The 16,191-nt window shown below is 42.9% G+C and carries 16 protein-coding genes and 1 pseudogene; 16 read left to right on the top strand and 1 reads right to left on the bottom strand.

Annotated features, from left to right (window positions below):
• The 3 genes and pseudogenes from WMO37_RS12935 to WMO37_RS12945 form a co-directional block, all read left to right on the top strand.
• Nucleotides 1-327, top strand: a pseudogene (locus WMO37_RS12935) (transposase); the annotation flags it as partial.
• 41 nt (nt 328-368) lie between these two features.
• On the top strand, nt 369-1,376 hold the full coding sequence (locus tag WMO37_RS12940) for a hypothetical protein (RefSeq protein WP_349155214.1): 1,008 nt from the start codon (nt 369-371) through the stop codon (nt 1,374-1,376).
• Nucleotides 1,377-1,417: 41 nt separating this feature from the next.
• Nucleotides 1,418-2,554, top strand: a complete 1,137-nt coding sequence (locus WMO37_RS12945) for a hypothetical protein (protein ID WP_349155215.1) — start codon at nt 1,418-1,420, stop codon at nt 2,552-2,554.
• A 35-nt stretch (nt 2,555-2,589) separates the two neighbouring features.
• Here the strand turns inward: WMO37_RS12945 and WMO37_RS12950 are convergent, their stop codons facing one another.
• On the bottom strand, nt 2,590-3,300 hold the full coding sequence (locus tag WMO37_RS12950) for a LytR/AlgR family response regulator transcription factor (RefSeq protein ID WP_349155216.1): 711 nt from the start codon (nt 3,298-3,300) through the stop codon (nt 2,590-2,592).
• A 200-nt stretch (nt 3,301-3,500) separates the two neighbouring features.
• Between WMO37_RS12950 and WMO37_RS12955 the strand changes: the two genes are divergently transcribed.
• From WMO37_RS12955 to WMO37_RS13015, 13 genes are all read left to right on the top strand, one after another.
• Complete coding sequence (locus WMO37_RS12955) at nt 3,501-4,712, top strand: C40 family peptidase (RefSeq protein ID WP_349155217.1); 1,212 nt, start codon at nt 3,501-3,503, stop codon at nt 4,710-4,712.
• 188 nt (nt 4,713-4,900) lie between these two features.
• Entirely contained in the window at nt 4,901-5,347 is a 447-nt protein-coding gene (locus WMO37_RS12960; RefSeq protein WP_369122873.1) for an RrF2 family transcriptional regulator, read from the top strand.
• 105 nt (nt 5,348-5,452) lie between these two features.
• On the top strand, nt 5,453-6,211 hold the full coding sequence (gene sufC / locus WMO37_RS12965; protein ID WP_022431717.1) for a Fe-S cluster assembly ATPase SufC: 759 nt from the start codon (nt 5,453-5,455) through the stop codon (nt 6,209-6,211).
• 51 nt (nt 6,212-6,262) lie between these two features.
• Complete coding sequence (gene sufB / locus WMO37_RS12970) at nt 6,263-7,669, top strand: Fe-S cluster assembly protein SufB (protein WP_022431718.1); 1,407 nt, start codon at nt 6,263-6,265, stop codon at nt 7,667-7,669.
• 21 nt (nt 7,670-7,690) lie between these two features.
• The gene (locus tag WMO37_RS12975) at nt 7,691-8,788 is read left to right on the top strand and encodes a SufB/SufD family protein (protein WP_349155218.1); all 1,098 of its coding nucleotides are present in this window, start codon (nt 7,691-7,693) and stop codon (nt 8,786-8,788) included.
• Nucleotides 8,775-9,992 carry an aminotransferase class V-fold PLP-dependent enzyme gene (locus WMO37_RS12980; protein ID WP_022431720.1) on the top strand — a complete coding sequence of 406 codons (1,218 nt, stop codon included), beginning with the start codon at nt 8,775-8,777 and terminating at the stop codon, nt 9,990-9,992. Before WMO37_RS12975 ends, WMO37_RS12980 begins: the two co-directional genes overlap by 14 nt.
• Nucleotides 9,982-10,410, top strand: coding sequence for a Fe-S cluster assembly sulfur transfer protein SufU (gene sufU, locus WMO37_RS12985; RefSeq protein ID WP_022431721.1), 429 nt, complete (start codon nt 9,982-9,984; stop codon nt 10,408-10,410). Before WMO37_RS12980 ends, sufU begins: the two co-directional genes overlap by 11 nt.
• A 79-nt stretch (nt 10,411-10,489) precedes the next feature.
• On the top strand, nt 10,490-11,998 hold the full coding sequence (locus tag WMO37_RS12990) for a transglutaminase domain-containing protein (protein WP_022431722.1): 1,509 nt from the start codon (nt 10,490-10,492) through the stop codon (nt 11,996-11,998).
• 21 nt (nt 11,999-12,019) lie between these two features.
• Nucleotides 12,020-12,217 (top strand): hypothetical protein, encoded by a 198-nt coding sequence (locus tag WMO37_RS12995; RefSeq protein ID WP_022431723.1) that lies wholly within the window; start codon nt 12,020-12,022, stop codon nt 12,215-12,217.
• A gap of 16 nt (nt 12,218-12,233) precedes the next feature.
• The gene (locus WMO37_RS13000) at nt 12,234-13,130 is read left to right on the top strand and encodes a glycosyltransferase (protein WP_349155219.1); all 897 of its coding nucleotides are present in this window, start codon (nt 12,234-12,236) and stop codon (nt 13,128-13,130) included.
• A gap of 6 nt (nt 13,131-13,136) precedes the next feature.
• Nucleotides 13,137-13,913, top strand: coding sequence for a hypothetical protein (locus tag WMO37_RS13005; RefSeq protein WP_349155220.1), 777 nt, complete (start codon nt 13,137-13,139; stop codon nt 13,911-13,913).
• Between the two features lie 83 nt (nt 13,914-13,996).
• Entirely contained in the window at nt 13,997-14,998 is a 1,002-nt protein-coding gene (locus WMO37_RS13010; RefSeq protein ID WP_022431726.1) for a glycosyltransferase family 2 protein, read from the top strand.
• On the top strand, nt 14,995-16,167 hold the full coding sequence (locus WMO37_RS13015) for a glycosyltransferase family 4 protein (protein WP_022431727.1): 1,173 nt from the start codon (nt 14,995-14,997) through the stop codon (nt 16,165-16,167). Before WMO37_RS13010 ends, WMO37_RS13015 begins: the two co-directional genes overlap by 4 nt.
• The last annotated feature ends 24 nt before the right edge of the window (nt 16,168-16,191 follow it).

A 16,191-nucleotide genomic window follows, 5' to 3' on the forward strand; every position in this document is an offset into this window, starting at 1 on the left:
GCCGGAGAAAGACTGAATATCATAAAAGAAGAATATGATATACCGATAGAACAGACAATAGAGCAGGAGGTGGATGTGATGTGCAATCTGAGTCAGGGGATAAAGGAAGCGGGAATCGCAGAAGGACGTGAAGAAGGACGTGAAGAAGGACGTGAAGAAGGACGTGTTGAAGGACGAAGTGAAGGACGAGCCGAGGAAATCATTGAAACAGGTTATGAATTCGGACTTACAGAGCAGGATATACTGGAACGGTTACAGAAGAAGCTGAGTATTTCATTGCAGAAGGCACAGGAGTATTTGTTAATGTTTGGGAAGCGGACGGTGTAGAAAGCAATATTTTTGTGAATGGATTTGCAAAGGAGGGGGCAATGCATACGGAGGTACATAATGCCGTAACGGCGGCAGATCAGGGAACGCAGTATGACGAAAGTGCCAAAAGACTGCTGGGGCAGAAAAGTATACTGGCACAGATACTGGTGAGAACGGTAGATGAATTTAAGGGAATGAATCCAAGATATGTGGAAACTTTAATCGAGGGAGAGCCGTATATCAGCAGGATACCGTTAGAGCCGGGGCTGACGAATCAGGAAGTGATGAAAGCAGCGGTGGAGCTGAGGGCAAAATCCGGTCAGCGAATCACAGGATTAAATACAGAGAATCAGGAGCATGCCGAGGGTTTGGTGCGGTTTGACATTGTATTTTATGTGCGGATGAAAGATGGACTTTCTCAGATCATTATTAACGTGGAGGCACAGAAAGATGAGCCACAGAGATATGGAATATTAAACAGGGCGGTATTTTACGTAAGCCGCCTGATTTCATCCCAAAAGGAACGGGATTTTGAAAATACGGAATATGATGATATCAAAAGAGTGTATTCTATCTGGGTGTGTATGAACATGGAAGAAAATAGTTTAAGCCACATTCATCTGGTAAAAGATGATCTGGTTGGATACCATGACTGGCGTGGAAAGCTGGATTTATTTAATATCGTTATGATAGGATTGTCAAAAGAACTGCCTCAGCAGGACGAACAGTATGAGCTGCACCGCCTGCTGGGAGCACTGTTTGCACAGGGATTGACAGCAGGTCAAAGACTGAATATCATAAAAGAAGAATACGACATACCGATAGAGCAAAACATAGAGCAGGAGGTGGATGTGATGTGCAATCTGAGTCAGGGAATAAAGGAAGCGGGAATCGCAGAAGGACGTGTTGAAGGGCGAAGTGAAGGACGAGCCGAGGAAATCATTGAAACAGGTTACGAATTCGGACTGTCAGAGCAGGATATACTGGAACGGTTACAGAAGAAGCTGAGTATTTCATTGCAGAAGGCACAGGAGTATCTGTTGATGTTTGGGAAGCGGACGGTGTAGAAAGCAATATTTTTGTGAATGGATTTGCAAAGGAGGGGGCAATGCATACGGAGGTACATAATGCTGTAATGGCGGCAGATCAGGGAACGCAGTATGACGAAAGTGCCAAAAGACTGCTCGGGCAGAAAAGCATACTGGCACAGATACTGGTAAGAACGGTAGATGAATTTAAGGGAATGAATCCAAGATATGTGGAAACTTTAATAGAGGGAGAGCCGTATATCAGCAGGATACCGTTAGAGCCGGGGCTGACGAATCAGGAAGTGATGCGGACCGGGCAGACAGGGACAAACATAGAGATAGAAAAAGAGAAACTGACAGCAGAGGAAGTAAAACAGAATATCAGTAGAAAAGAAAAGTTAAAGTCGGGTTCTCGAATCGCAGGACTGAATACAGAGAATCAGGAACATGCAGAGGGGTTGGTGCGGTTTGACATTGTATTTTATGTGCGGATGAAAGACGGACTTTCGCAGATTATTATTAATGTGGAAGCACAGAAAGATGAACCGCAGAGATATGGAATATTAAACAGGGCAGTATTTTACGTAAGCCGCTTGATTTCATCACAGAAGGAACGGGATTTTGAAAACACGGAGTATGATGACATCAAAAGAGTGTATTCTATCTGGGTGTGTATGAACATGGAAGAAAACAGTTTAAGCCACATTCATCTGGTAAAAGATGATCTGGTTGGATACCATGACTGGCGTGGAAAGCTGGATTTATTTAACATTGTTATGATAGGACTGGCAAAGGAACTGCCGGGGCAGGGAGAGCAGTATGAACTGCACCGCCTGCTGGGAGCACTGTTTGCCGAGGGGTTGACAGCCGGAGAAAGACTGAATATCATAAAAGAAGAATATGATATACCGATAGAGCAAAACATAGAGCAGGAGGTGGATGTGATGTGCAATCTGAGTCAGGGAATAAAGGAAGCCGGTATTGAAGAAGGACGAAAAGAAGGACGTGAAGAAGGACGTGAAGAAGGACGAAAAGAGGGACGTGTTGAAGGACGAAAAGAAGGACGTAGTGAAGGACGAGCCGAGGAAATCATTGAAACAGGCTATGAATTCGGACTGTCAGAACAGGATATACTGGAGCGGTTACAGAAGAAGCTGAGTATTTCATTGCAGAAGGCACAGGAGTATCTGTTGATGTTCGGGAAGCGGACGGTGTAGAATAATGGAAATCAAAGGAGTTGGGAAATCACCTGCTAATAAAGCAGATGATTTTCTAACTCCTTTTTAAACGTTCTCCCAACAGGAATAATATGATTATGAATATGCAGATAAAGGTTGGTCTTGTCATAGGATGTAATAAAATTTGTATTAATAATATATTTTCTGTGGCAGCGGGTGAAATACGATGGAAGTATTTTAGCAATGGAAGATAAAGAATAGGTATTACTTGTAAAGCTGCCGTCGGGACAAGTGAAAGTCAGATAATGCCCGTTTGCTTTTATGAGTAAAATATTTGATAAACACACGTGAGTCGTAACATCATTTAATAATTTAATGGTCAGATAGTTGTTATCAGTCGTATTGGATAATGTGGCGAGCAGCTCTTTCATGGCATGAACCAGTACAGCTTCATTATAGGGCTTTTCAAGGTAATGGTAGCAGTGGACTTCATTAACACATTTTTGGATAGTATCAGAGGTGCCGGTGTTAAAAAGCACAGGGGTTGTCCGATAAGCAGGGAGACTTCGGATATACCGGGCAAAAGTGATGCCGTTAAAGGCATCGGAAGCGGATGAGAGCTGTATGTCAAGAATAAAAATATCATACTGAACTGATAAAATGGATTTTTGAGCATCATTATAATTTTGACAACAGGTATAATGAAATTGCGGCCAGTGTTTTTTAAGAATATTATATAAAATTTGTAATTCTGTACAATTGTCTTCTAAAAGTAATATATTCATACGAATCCCCGTTTCTGAATAACTTAATATATAAGTATTTTAAGGTCTTATTATAAAGATGTCAAAAAGAAACAGGGCATTGAGGTATAAAAAATTGTCATTGGGGAAAGTTGTCTTGAAATTTAGGAAAAACAGACCTATGATTGCAATAAATTATCGCATATGCAATAAATAAAATCACAATTAGGAAGGAAATAAAGATGAAAAACACAAAATTCAGTGTATTTAAACTGGCAGCTTGTATGCTTGCACTGGCAGGCTGCATATTGCTGTGGCCAAATCAGCAGACCTATGCCGCCGAACTTCAGAAGGATAATTATAATGGCTGGTATTATGAAAACGGACAGGCATATTGGTATGATAACGGTGTACTGGCACGGTCAAAAGAAGTTTATGATCCACAGACAGATGCATGGTATTGGTTTGAAGCAGATGGAACAATGGCAAGGGATAAGGATGTCTTTATTGTATTAAATGCAGACGGAACAGGAAAGTGGACACGTTACGACAGCGACGGCAGAATGGTAAAAGGAGAAAGCTACAAAAACGGTGCATGGTATTATTTTGATTTAACGACAGGTGCTATGGCAAAGGGTTTTGTTAATCTTCCACAGTCAGATGATCCGAATGGCAAGTGGGTATACTATGATCCGATCACAGGAAAAATGCAGTATGGAGAGCAGTATATTGATGGATACTGGTATTATTTTGATACAGCTACCGGAAAGATGGCGCATGGAATTACTAATATTCCGGATAATGATGATGCCGGCGGCAAATGGGTATATTATGATTCTATCACCGGAAGAATGCAGTATGGGGAGCAGTATATTGACGGTAACCGGTATTATTTTGATACAGCTACCGGAAAGATGGCGCATGGAAAATATTACCGTGACGGTGCATATTACTATTACGACACAGTAACCGGAATTATGCAGTACGGAGAACAGACAATTGATGGGGACGAATATTATTTTGATACAGAAACCGGAGCAATGGTTACCGGAGAAGTTGAACGTGATGGAAGATACTACTATTATGATGATGAAACCGGAGCAATGCTGGGACTTGGTGAGCAGATTGTAAAATATGCAGAAAAATTTTTAGGTACACCTTATACGTGGGGAGGTACATCACCGGATACCGGATTTGACTGTTCGGGATTTACACAGTACGTATACAGTAATTTTGGAATAGATTTAGACAGGACATCATCAGCACAGAGAAGACAGGGAGAAGCTGTAGATGAAGATGATATTATGCCGGGCGATCTGGTGTGCTATAGTGGACATGTTGCAATTTATGTAGGAAATGGACAGGTTATTCATTCACCACAGGAGGGCGAAGTGGTTAAAATTTCCAATATGCATATGATGTCGATTATAACGATTAGAAGATTTATAGATTAGTTTTCTGATATTGAATATTTTAGTATAACCGGAATTGATAGGAATATTTGTCATATAACGCAGCAAAAGAGCCACAGCACGTGTCCTCTTTTCCTGCGTTATAATTTTTTAATATATTCACCTATTGACATAGTAGGTAAATAGGAATATCATCTTGATAAAACAAAGGATTGGAGAACAGGCGTATGATGATTTCTTCAAAGGGCAGGTATGCCCTGCGGGTTATGGTATTTCTTGCGGAGCATAACTCAGATGAATATGTACCGCTAAAAGAAATATCGGAAAAAGAGCAGATTTCACAGAAGTATCTGGAGAGCATTGCAAGAATGTTGTCCAAAGAACATTTAATAGAAGGCATCAGCGGACACGGCGGAGGTTACCGGCTGGCAAGAAAACCGGAAGATTACCGGATTAGTGAAATATTGAGACTGACGGAAGGAACACTTGCACCGGTATCCTGCTTAAAGGACGATGCAGTGCCCTGCGACAGGGCAGGTGACTGCTGTACACTGCCAATCTGGAAAGGGCTGGCGGAGCTTGTGGATAAATATTTTGACAGCATGACACTGAAAGAAGTCGCAGAGAATGCCAGACAGCAGATGATACAAAATCAGAGATCAAATGAAAAAAGTTGATACAATATTACCCTGCCGGATACAAACAGGCAGGTTTGTGTCACAACAAAAATACACATAAAACAGCTTGCAATTAGGGTGATATAAAAATCAGGAGGAACAATCATGTCAGAAAAAGAATTACTGAATGTAAAAGATTTAGTTGTAGATGTAGAGGAAAAGGAAATTTTACACGGAGTCAACCTTACGATTCGTCCGGGAGAAACCCACGTACTGATGGGACCGAACGGAACCGGTAAATCTACACTGGGTTATACACTGCTTGGCAATCCACGCTACACGGTAAAGCAGGGGGAAATCTGGTTTGACGGAAAAAATATCACCGCAGAACCGGTTAATGAGCGTGCAAAGGCAGGCATCTTTTTATCTTTCCAGAATCCGCTGGAAGTGCCGGGGGTGACACTCAGCTCCTTTATCAGAAATGCGGTAGAACAAAAGACCGGTAAACGAATCCGTCTGTGGGAGTTTAAAAAGCAGCTGGAAGCGGCAATGGAACTGCTTGATATGGATAAATCCTACGCTGAGCGTGATTTGAATGTCGGATTTTCCGGCGGCGAAAAAAAGAAAGCCGAGATTTTACAGCTCTTAATGTTAAAGCCAAAGCTGGCAATTCTTGATGAAACCGACTCCGGCCTGGACGTTGATGCCGTGCGCACTGTATCAGCCGGTATTCGTGAATATCAGAAAAACAGCGAAGGCAGTCTGCTGGTTATCACACACAGCACAAAAATTCTGGAATCCCTTCCGGTAGATTATACACATGTTATGGTTGAAGGAAAAATCATTAAGACAGGCGGTGCAGGGCTTGTTGATGAGATTAATGAAAGCGGTTTTGCAGGCTACGAGGCAGAGGAGCACAGGTAGGAGAGCAGAGAATCAAGCATACAGCAAACAGCGGAAAGGGAGTAACAGGCAATGAAAGAAAAAAGCTATGTGGAAGACATCGACAGAAGCGTTTATGATTTCAAAGATGATGAAAAAGATGCGTATAAATTGCAGGCGGGTCTGACACCGGAGATTGTAGAAAAATTATCAAAAGAAAAAAATGACCCGGTGTGGATGCAGAACTTCCGTTTACAGGCATTACAGATTTACAATGAAATGCCCGTACCGGACTGGGGACCGTCGATTGAAGGACTGGATATGGCAAATATCGTGACCTATGTCCGTCCAAATACGAATATGAAGGCAAAGTGGTCAGACGTGCCGGAAGACATTAAAAATACATTTGAGCGGCTCGGTATCCCACAGGCAGAGCGGAAATCCCTTGCCGGTGTCGGCGCGCAGTACGACTCTGAACTGGTATACCACAATGTGCGCGAGGAGGTTGCGGCACAGGGAGTTGTATACACGGATATGGAGAGTGCCTTAAAAGGCGAATATGCCGACATGGTACAGAAGCATTTTATGAAGCTGGTAAAGCCGAACGACCACAAATTTGCGGCACTGCACGGTGCAGTATGGTCCGGTGGTTCATTTGTGTATGTGCCAAAGGGGGTATCGGTAGAAATTCCGTTACAGTCGTATTTCCGGTTAAATGCGCCGGGAGCAGGACAGTTTGAGCATACGCTGATTATTGTGGATGAGGGTGCAGACCTGCATTTTATCGAGGGCTGTTCCGCACCGAAATATAACGTGGCAAATCTGCATGCAGGCTGTGTGGAACTGTTTGTCGGCAAAAATGCAAGACTGCGGTATTCTACGATTGAAAACTGGTCAAAGAATATGTACAACTTAAATACAAAGCGCGCACTCGTTGAAGAAGGCGGCACGATTGAATGGGTTTCAGGTTCATTTGGTTCGCACGTTTCTTACCTGTATCCGATGAGCATTTTAAAGGGCAAGGGCGCAAAAATGGAATTTACAGGCATTACATTTGCAGGAAAAGGACAAAATCTGGATACCGGAGCCAAGGTTGTACACAGTGCGCCGGATACCAGCTCTTATATTAATACAAAGTCGATTTCAAAGGACGGCGGTATTTCGACATTCCGATCTTCCGTTGTAGTGGCAAAGAATGCGAAGAACGCAAAGTCATCCGTATCCTGCCAATCCCTGATGTTAGATGCCATATCCCGTTCGGATACGATTCCGGCGATGGATATCCGCACAAAGGATGCCAATGTCGGACATGAAGCACAGATTGGCAGTATCAGTGATGAGGCCGTATTTTATCTGATGTCCCGCGGCATGAGCGAGGAAGATGCGAGAGCCTGCATTGTCAGCGGATTTGCAGACAATGTATCAAAGGAGCTGCCACTGGAATATGCGGTTGAAATGAACAATCTGATTCGGTTGGAAATGAAAGGCAGTATTGGCTAGAAATGCGGAATGGAGATTAATATGAAAGAAACAGTGAATATAAAAATAAATCAGTTACCGTCTAAGACATGGCACTGGCTGAAATTAAATGAAACGAATTTTGCATGGACCGATGAAGCACAGGACTGTACAATTGTAAAAAAAGAAAGCACAGAAAACGAAGCATTATCGGGCGGTAAAGAAACAGCAGAAGCATTGGCGGACATTAAAGCTTTCGAAGCGGTGGAAACCGGAGCGGGACGTCAGGCAGACTGCGTGTTTAAGGCAGTGGCGCCGGAAAGAATAACGGCGGCAGCAGGCAGAGAACCGGAAAATCCTGTGGTATATGAAATCAGCGGCACAGATACGGCATCTGCCGGTATGTTAGACATTTATGCAGAGGAAAACAGCCGGATTACGGTTGTGGAGCGTTTTACAAAAAAGAGTCCGGAAGAAAAGAATATGGCATTCCGTACACGCATGATTGCAGCAAAAAACAGTAAAATCCGTCTGGTGCAGGTCATAGCCCTCGGCGAGGAGCAGACCCTTTTATCCGATACAGGCTGTGTCTGCGATGAAAATGCGCAGGTCGAGCTGTTGCAGTTATTTATCGGCAAGGGTCATGTATACAACGGCGTGCGTACAGATTTAAAGGGCGAGCGTGCGGATTTTCAGGCGCAGACAGGCTATCTTGTGCAGAATACCCAGCTTTTGGATATAAATTATATTGTAAATCACATCGGCAAGAAGACAACCAGCAATGTGACGGCAGACGGCACGTTAAAAGATGCTGCACACAAAGTATTCCGCGGTTCGATTGATTTTAAACGCGGCGCTTCGGGTGCAAAGGGAACGGAAAGCGAACAGGTACTGCTTCTGGGCGATGATGTCATCAATCAGACCATTCCGCTGATTCTTTGTGCGGAAGAAGATGTAGAAGGCAATCACGGTGCGGCAATCGGCGAACTTGATGAAGAAACACTGTTATATTTTGCGGCAAGGGGCATTGATAAAAAACATGCCGAAGATATTATGACACGGGCAAAGCTTGAACTTTTAACCCATAAGATTGACGATGAAGAAACAAAGGAATTTGCGGAAGAGCAGTTAAGTGAGGTATTGACAGATGACAGCTTATGATTACAGACAGGATTTTCCCCTGTTACGGGAAAACAAAACGGTTTATATAGATAATGCGGCAACGGCACAGCGGCCGGACTGCGTACTGGAAGCGGAAAAGCATTTTTATGAAACGGCAAATGCCAATCCCCTGCGCGGATTTTATCCGTTGAGCCTTGCGGCGACCGAGCAGTACGAAGAAGCAAGAAAGACCGTGCAGAAATTTATTCATGCGAAATCTTCCAAAGAGATTATTTTTACAAGAAATACGACAGAAAGCTTAAATCTGGTGGCATACAGCTACGGCCTTTCAAACCTGCGTGAGGGTGATGAAATTGTGGTTAGTATTATGGAACACCACAGCAACCTGCTTCCGTGGCAGATGGTGGCAAGACAGACCGGCGCAGTATTAAAATTCCTGGAATGTACACAGGAAGGAACGCTTCCTGACGAGGTGCTTGAAGCTGCGATTACGGAAAAGACAAAGCTTGTGGCAGTTGCACAGGTATCCAATGTCTTAGGCTGTGTCAATCCGGTTGAAAAAATCGTAAAACTGGCGCATGAAAAAGGCGCGGTTGTGGTTGTCGATGCCGCACAGAGCGCACCGCATATGCCGGTGGACGTAACGGCACTCGATGTCGATTTTCTCGCATTTTCGGGTCATAAGCTTATGGGACCTATGGGAATCGGTGTATTATACGGAAAAGAAGAACTGTTAGAGAAAATGCCGCCATTTTTAACAGGCGGAGAGATGATTTCTTCCGTGACAAGAGAGGGTGCAACGTATGCTAAACTGCCGCATAAATTTGAAGCAGGTACAGTCAATGCGGCAGGGGCTGCCGGACTTGCGGCGGCAATCCGCTATGTTGAAAAAATCGGCTTTGATACCATTATGGCAAAGGAAGAAGCGCTTACTAAGCGTGCAATGGAGAGATTAAAGAAAGTACCGCATCTGCATATTTTAGGCGATGAAGCTCCTGAAAATCATACGGGAATAGTTGCATTTACAATAGAGGGCGTACACCCGCATGATGTTAGCGAAATCCTTTCATCAGACGGAATTGATGTGCGTGCGGGACATCACTGCGCACAGCCGCTTTTGGAGTATCTGGGGGTACACAACGCAACGCGCGCAAGCTTTATGTTTTATAATACGCCGGAGGAAGTGAATGCATTTGTAGAAAGCACGGCGCAAATCAGAAGGAGAATGGGATATGGAGAATAGAAGCTTTTATAATGAAATTCTGACGGAACACAATATGCGCCCGGAATTTAAACACGACCTGCCGGATGCCAATATTGTACTGGAAGGGGTTAATCCGAACTGCGGCGATGATATCTGGCTGAAATTAAAGGTAGAAAACGGTGTGATTGAAGATGGTGCGTTTGTCGGGGACGGCTGTGCCATTTCACAGGCATCGGCAGATATTATGCTCGGCATGATTATCGGAAAATCCGAGGAAGAAGCGTTAAAGCTCGGAAAGCTGTTTCTGCGTATGATTCAGGGCGAAGCAGATGATGAAGAAATTGAACAGCTCGAAGAAGCTTCTGCGTTAAAAGATATCGCCCATATGCCTGCCCGTGTAAAATGTGCGGTGCTTGGCTGGCATACACTGGAAGAAGCGTTAAAAAAGAAACAGTAAAAAAACTTTGACCAATTTGCATATCTGTGTTATGTTAAAAGAGAACTATACACAGAGATTACAAAGGGGGCATCTTTTTATGACAAAAATGCTGAAAAATATCATTGCTGGAGCAGCTATGCTGGTTGCTGCATGTTTGTTTGGTCAGGTACAGCCGGTGCAGGCAGCAGACGATTATGCACTGCGTTTAGCAGATGATAACCAGTGGTACTACTATCAGGATGACGAAGTCGATACAGCGTATCAGGGACTTGCGTTAAATGAATATGGCTGGTGGTATGTATCGGACGGTACAATTGACTGGGATTATACCGGAATGGCGTTAAATGAATACGGCTGGTGGTACGTAACCGGTGGCACAGTGGATTTTAACTACACCGGAATGGCATTAAACGAATATGGCTGGTGGTACTTTAACAATGGTGTACTGGATTTATCATATACCGGAATGGCGTTAAACGATTACGGCTGGTGGTATTTTAATAAGGGTCACCTTGATTTGTCATATACGGGAATGGCGTTAAATGAATACGGCTGGTGGTATTTTGACAATGGGATGCTTGATTTGACGTATACAGGCATGGCATGCAATAAATACGGCTGGTGGTATTTTACAGATGGTATACTGGATTTAGAGTATTACGGCTTAGGTGAAAATGAGTACGGCTTATGGCTGTATGAAGACGGACGGATTGATTTTGATTATACGGGAAGCATCACCGACGGTTTACAGATTTACATCATTCAGAATGGTCATGTTACAGAGATTTCAGAGGTACACTGTAACCTTGATCCGAATGATCCGTATTACAATTATGAATATGCGTACAGAACAGGCGATACATCCGTTATCAAAACAGATGAACAGAAGGCATTTTTTGAAGGATTGTCCGCTTATTTGGATGCTGCATTTGAGTATAATACCCTGTTTGAACAGGAAAAAGCAGTACACGATTACATGGTGTTAAATTCAGCATATGATTATAAAAGTTATCAGAACGGAACCGTACCGGCGGCATCACATACGGCAGAAGGCATATTTGTCTACAAGACAGCGGTATGTGACGGATATGCCAGTGCATTTAAGCTGTGCATGGATATTTTAGGAATTCCATGTGAAACGATTACCGGAACAGCAGACGGTGGTGGACATGCATGGAATGCGGTAATGCTCGATGATGAGTGGTATATGGTGGATGTAACATGGGATGATCCTGTACCGGATACACCGGGACAGGTGCTGTATGGGTATTTTAACATTACAGATGAAAAAATGAAGCAGGATCATACCTATACAAGTGATATTAAAGCAGACGGGACAAAGTATTATTATCTTGGAATGCAGGAAAATTATTTTACAGATGCAGAGATAGATGATTATTATGCTTATATCAGTGAAAAGGCATCAGAAACATCAGGAAATGTTACAATTACGGCAATGGTAGAAAGTACGGATCAGGAAATTGACAGTGAATGGCTGGGTACATTTACAGATTCAGGCAGACTGGAGATATCATATCGTGAACTGAGTCTTTCAGTTCAGTGGTCGGGACATATCGCAACATTTACATGGACGTTGAAAAGATAGAAAATATTCAGGAGGAATAACATGGCGTTGTTTATGACACGGAAGAAAAGAGAGCAGATTGGGGATCAGATTGATGATTTGCTGATGCGTCAGTATCATCACAGATGCAAGCTCGAAGAGGCGCAGCAGGCCGGAAACGAAGAACGTGCGCAGCATGAAAAGAATAAGATAGAAGAGGAAGAACTTCAGATTCAGAAATTAAGAAAAAAGCTTGCATAGCAGGCATGGAGATTCTATGAAGTATTCAATTGTAATCGTTACATATAATCGTTGCGATTTATTAAAAGAGTGTATTACATGTGCGTTGCAGCAGACAATTGCTGCAACGCATATTGTCGTAATTGACAATGCATGCACAGATGATACCGACAGGTATTTAAACAGCCTTTCAATACCGCAGCTTGTACATTACCGGCTGGATCATAATGCAGGCGGGGCCGGCGGCTTTTATGAAGGACTCAAAAAGGCGCATGAACTGGGAGATGAAGCACACATTATAATAGATGATGATGCAATGCTTTCTAAAGATTTTGCAGAACAGCTGCTGGACAAAGCACGGAAAAATCCAGAGATACTTGCATTTGCAGGGGTTGTAAAGACGGATGGCTGTATTGTCCGGGATCACCGTCAGCGGATGAAAAGACCGGGATTCAGAATGGAAAAAATCCCACTGGAGGAATATCAAAAGGAGTCTTTTTACTGCGATACGGCCTCCTTTTGTGGCTTGATGATCCGTGATGAGGTGATTGAGCGGATCGGATATCCGCAAAAAGAGTATTTTATATGGTATGATGATACAGAATACTGTGTAAGAATCCGTGAAATCTCCCCGATTATGGTAATTCCGGCAGCAGTATTAAATCACAAAACGGTGTTTAAACCGATGGACTGGCCAAGGCATTATACATGGAAAGATTACTATGGAATCAGAAACCGCATGCACATGGTGCGTACCCATGGAAATTTGTGGGACTATGTGGTTTTGCGGCTGATTTTATGGACGGGAAGCGGTATGCGTAACAGAATATTTGCACTGGTTCATCTGCATCATGAGGACTGGAAAGAAGAAGTATCCATCTATAAGCGGGGAATCCGTGATGGAAAGAAATTTTTAAAAGAGAAACAGAGGTAAAGAAATATGCATAGTGAACAGACGGAACTGCATTTGCAGCATATGATTGAGCGGGCGCAGATGGGAATGCAGGGAGAAGAAAAAGAGATTGAGGAACTGCTTTTTGATGAGGTCTATACGTTAGTTTATACGATTTACAAGGATAAAGAAAAGACACAGAAAGTAGTGCGGACCATTTTGGAAAAGTATGTTGCAAATCTTTCGGACAGAAAAATTCTGGACGTACATAAAAATGTTCAGGTCTATGCAATTGTGCGGATTTATCAGGCACTGGGTAAAAAGAACGGGGCATTATATACAACAGCTGAAAATATGAAAGAATATGAATACACTGTCATTGCAGATGATTCGGAATTTGAAAAAACAGCAGACACTTACGCAGATGCGTTTGAGAGCGTACATGCCTATAAAGGCAAACCGGAAGCATTTCAGAATTTAAAGGCAGACAAGATGATAATGGCTGCTTTATATATGTATGAAAAATGCACTGTCGATGAAATCAGCAGGACCTTAAAAATTGATGAAAGCATTGTAAAAAATGAAATTGCACAGTTAAGGGAATGTATGCTTAAAATAGGAAAGAGTACGACAGTGAGAGAAAAACAGTCCGAGGGGAATGTGCAGATGCGTAAAAAGCATGGGAAAACACATCCGGGTGATGAACACGATGAAAAAGGACTGGTCGACTACCTTCTGCCGAATCTGGGAAAAGGAGCAAGAACAGCAATTGATATAGCAGCTTCGGTTGTTGTTATAGCTGTCTATTTTCTGATTTTTCATTAAATGTATTGAAACAACAGGAAAATTAGTGTATCATTAATTGATTGCATCTTACAGGGTGCTATATATTGAATTGAGGATAGATTATGAAACTAATTATACAGATACCTTGTTTTAATGAGGCAGAAACCTTAGAGGTTACATTAAATGATTTGCCGAAACACATCGATGGAATTGATGAAATAGAGTATTTGATTATTGATGACGGAAGCCATGACAATACAGCAGAAGTTGCAAAGAAATGGGGGGTGCACTATGTTGTACGCTTTCGCAGGAACAAAGGTCTTGCCAAAGGATTTATGGCGGGGCTGGATGCCTGCTTAAAGAACGGGGCAGATATTATTGTCAATACCGATGCGGACAACCAGTACTGCGGTGCGGATATTGAAACACTGGTCAGACCGATTCTTGACAAAAAAGCGCATATTGTAATCGGAGAGCGTCCGATTGATGATACGGAGCATTTTACACCGTTAAAAAAAAAGCTTCAGCATTTTGGCAGCTGGGTTGTGCGCAAGGCAAGTAAGACGACGATTCCGGATGCGCCAAGCGGATTCCGTGCGTATTCCAGAGAAGCTGCGATGAGAATTAATGTAATTAACGATTATACTTATACACTGGAAACAATTGTACAGTCAGGCCGTGAAAAAATGGCGGTGATGTCAGTGCCAATCCGGACCAACCCCGAATTGCGTGAATCCCGGCTGTTTCACAGCATGTGGGGATATATTAAAAAATCCATGCTGACAATTGTGAGAACCTATCTGATGTACCGCCCGCTATACTTCTTTTTTATGCTGGGAAGTATTCTTGCGCTGGTAGGCGTTGGTTTTTTTGTACGGTATTTTGTATTTTTTTGTTCCGGTGAAGGCGGTGGACATCTGCAGTCACTGATTTTAGCCAGTACCCTTCTGATTGTTGGTTTTCAGACAATTGTGGTCGGGCTGCTCGGCGATGTGATTTCCGCAAACCGTAAGATTTTACAGGATGTACAGTATCATGTAAGGAAAATGGATTACAGCAGACAGGAATGTGAAGATGAAAAATCTTCCGATTTAGTAAAAAATGAGTCAGGGTTATCAGAATGAAAAAAAGACTGCTTATAACAGGTTCGACCTTTCCACGCTATGAAAATGACACCGAACCGAGGTTTATACTGGATTTGGCAAAATATATGAAAGAATACGCAGAGGTGACGGTATTGGTACCGGCAGCGCCCAAAGCAGCAGATACAGAGGTGCTGGAGGGCGTGTCCGTGATACGGTATCACTACTTTCCGGTTCATTCATTAGAAACATTATGTTATCCAGGAGCAATCGTACCCAGAATCAGAGAAAAGAAAGTCAGGGGCCTTCTGGTTCCCTGGCTTTTTGTGTCATTATGGGTGCATCTTTTTAAAATGAGAAAGTCCTATGACATTGTTCAGGCAAACTGGCTGATTCCACAGGGAATTGTCCAGTCATTCTTAAAAATGCCGTATATTGTGACCGGACATGGCGCAGATGTGACTTCACTGAATCATGGATTGTTAAAAAAATTAAAAAGAAGATGCTTAAAAAATGCATGGGGCGTCACTGCGGTATCCCAGCCTTTGATGGATGTATTGGATGGCATTTATAAGAATGAAAACCAGGCGGTAATTTCCATGGGGTGCGATACTTCACTTTTCGGACGGCAGTATCGTGAAGAAAATTATTTTGGACAGGGAAATCAAAAGGTACTTTTATTTGTCGGACGTCTGGCAGAAAAAAAGGGTGTGTACTATGCCATTGAAGCAATGAGAAATGTAGAAAATGCAATGCTTGTGATTGCCGGTGACGGACCGTTAAGGGAAGAACTGCAAAGACAGGCTGACAAAGTCATGCGGGAAACCGGTAAAAAAATTGTCTTTCTGGGGGCAAAAACACATGAGGAATTAAAAAAAATTTATGCTTCGGCAGATTTATTTGTAATGCCAAGCATTACGGCAAAAGACGGAGATAAAGAAGGCTTCGGGCTGGTGATACTGGAGGCGTTTGCTTCGGGGCTTCCGATTGTGGCAAGCCGCTCCGGGGGCATTACGGATATTGTAAAAGACGGTGTCAACGGCTTCCTTGTTGAAGAAAAGGATGTCAGCGGCATGGCAGAACAGATAGACAGGCTCTTGAAAGATGAGGAAATCTATAATAAAATGCAGATAGAGGCAAAAAAGTCGGCACAGCAGTATGATTACAGGCAGATAGCGGCACGTTATGCACGATTTTTAAAATTAATATGATATCAGGGGTTTGTGAGTGCGCGG

The organism is Lachnospira intestinalis, assembly GCF_040095895.1.
Classification (GTDB): domain Bacteria; phylum Bacillota; class Clostridia; order Lachnospirales; family Lachnospiraceae; genus Lachnospira; species Lachnospira intestinalis.

What these genes read in the sequence shown, in the direction of transcription:
- WMO37_RS12940 (WP_349155214.1), top strand. Translation starts at nt 369, where the DNA reads ATGCATACGGAGGTACATAATGCCGTAACGGCGGCAGATCAGGGAACG.
- WMO37_RS12945 (WP_349155215.1), top strand. Translation starts at nt 1,418, where the DNA reads ATGCATACGGAGGTACATAATGCTGTAATGGCGGCAGATCAGGGAACG.
- WMO37_RS12950 (WP_349155216.1), bottom strand. Translation starts at nt 3,300, where the DNA reads ATGAATATATTACTTTTAGAAGACAATTGTACAGAATTACAAATTTTA.
- WMO37_RS12955 (WP_349155217.1), top strand. Translation starts at nt 3,501, where the DNA reads ATGAAAAACACAAAATTCAGTGTATTTAAACTGGCAGCTTGTATGCTT.
- WMO37_RS12960 (WP_369122873.1), top strand. Translation starts at nt 4,901, where the DNA reads ATGATTTCTTCAAAGGGCAGGTATGCCCTGCGGGTTATGGTATTTCTT.
- sufC (WP_022431717.1), top strand. Translation starts at nt 5,453, where the DNA reads ATGTCAGAAAAAGAATTACTGAATGTAAAAGATTTAGTTGTAGATGTA.
- sufB (WP_022431718.1), top strand. Translation starts at nt 6,263, where the DNA reads ATGAAAGAAAAAAGCTATGTGGAAGACATCGACAGAAGCGTTTATGAT.
- WMO37_RS12975 (WP_349155218.1), top strand. Translation starts at nt 7,691, where the DNA reads ATGAAAGAAACAGTGAATATAAAAATAAATCAGTTACCGTCTAAGACA.
- WMO37_RS12980 (WP_022431720.1), top strand. Translation starts at nt 8,775, where the DNA reads ATGACAGCTTATGATTACAGACAGGATTTTCCCCTGTTACGGGAAAAC.
- sufU (WP_022431721.1), top strand. Translation starts at nt 9,982, where the DNA reads ATGGAGAATAGAAGCTTTTATAATGAAATTCTGACGGAACACAATATG.
- WMO37_RS12990 (WP_022431722.1), top strand. Translation starts at nt 10,490, where the DNA reads ATGACAAAAATGCTGAAAAATATCATTGCTGGAGCAGCTATGCTGGTT.
- WMO37_RS12995 (WP_022431723.1), top strand. Translation starts at nt 12,020, where the DNA reads ATGGCGTTGTTTATGACACGGAAGAAAAGAGAGCAGATTGGGGATCAG.
- WMO37_RS13000 (WP_349155219.1), top strand. Translation starts at nt 12,234, where the DNA reads ATGAAGTATTCAATTGTAATCGTTACATATAATCGTTGCGATTTATTA.
- WMO37_RS13005 (WP_349155220.1), top strand. Translation starts at nt 13,137, where the DNA reads ATGCATAGTGAACAGACGGAACTGCATTTGCAGCATATGATTGAGCGG.
- WMO37_RS13010 (WP_022431726.1), top strand. Translation starts at nt 13,997, where the DNA reads ATGAAACTAATTATACAGATACCTTGTTTTAATGAGGCAGAAACCTTA.
- WMO37_RS13015 (WP_022431727.1), top strand. Translation starts at nt 14,995, where the DNA reads ATGAAAAAAAGACTGCTTATAACAGGTTCGACCTTTCCACGCTATGAA.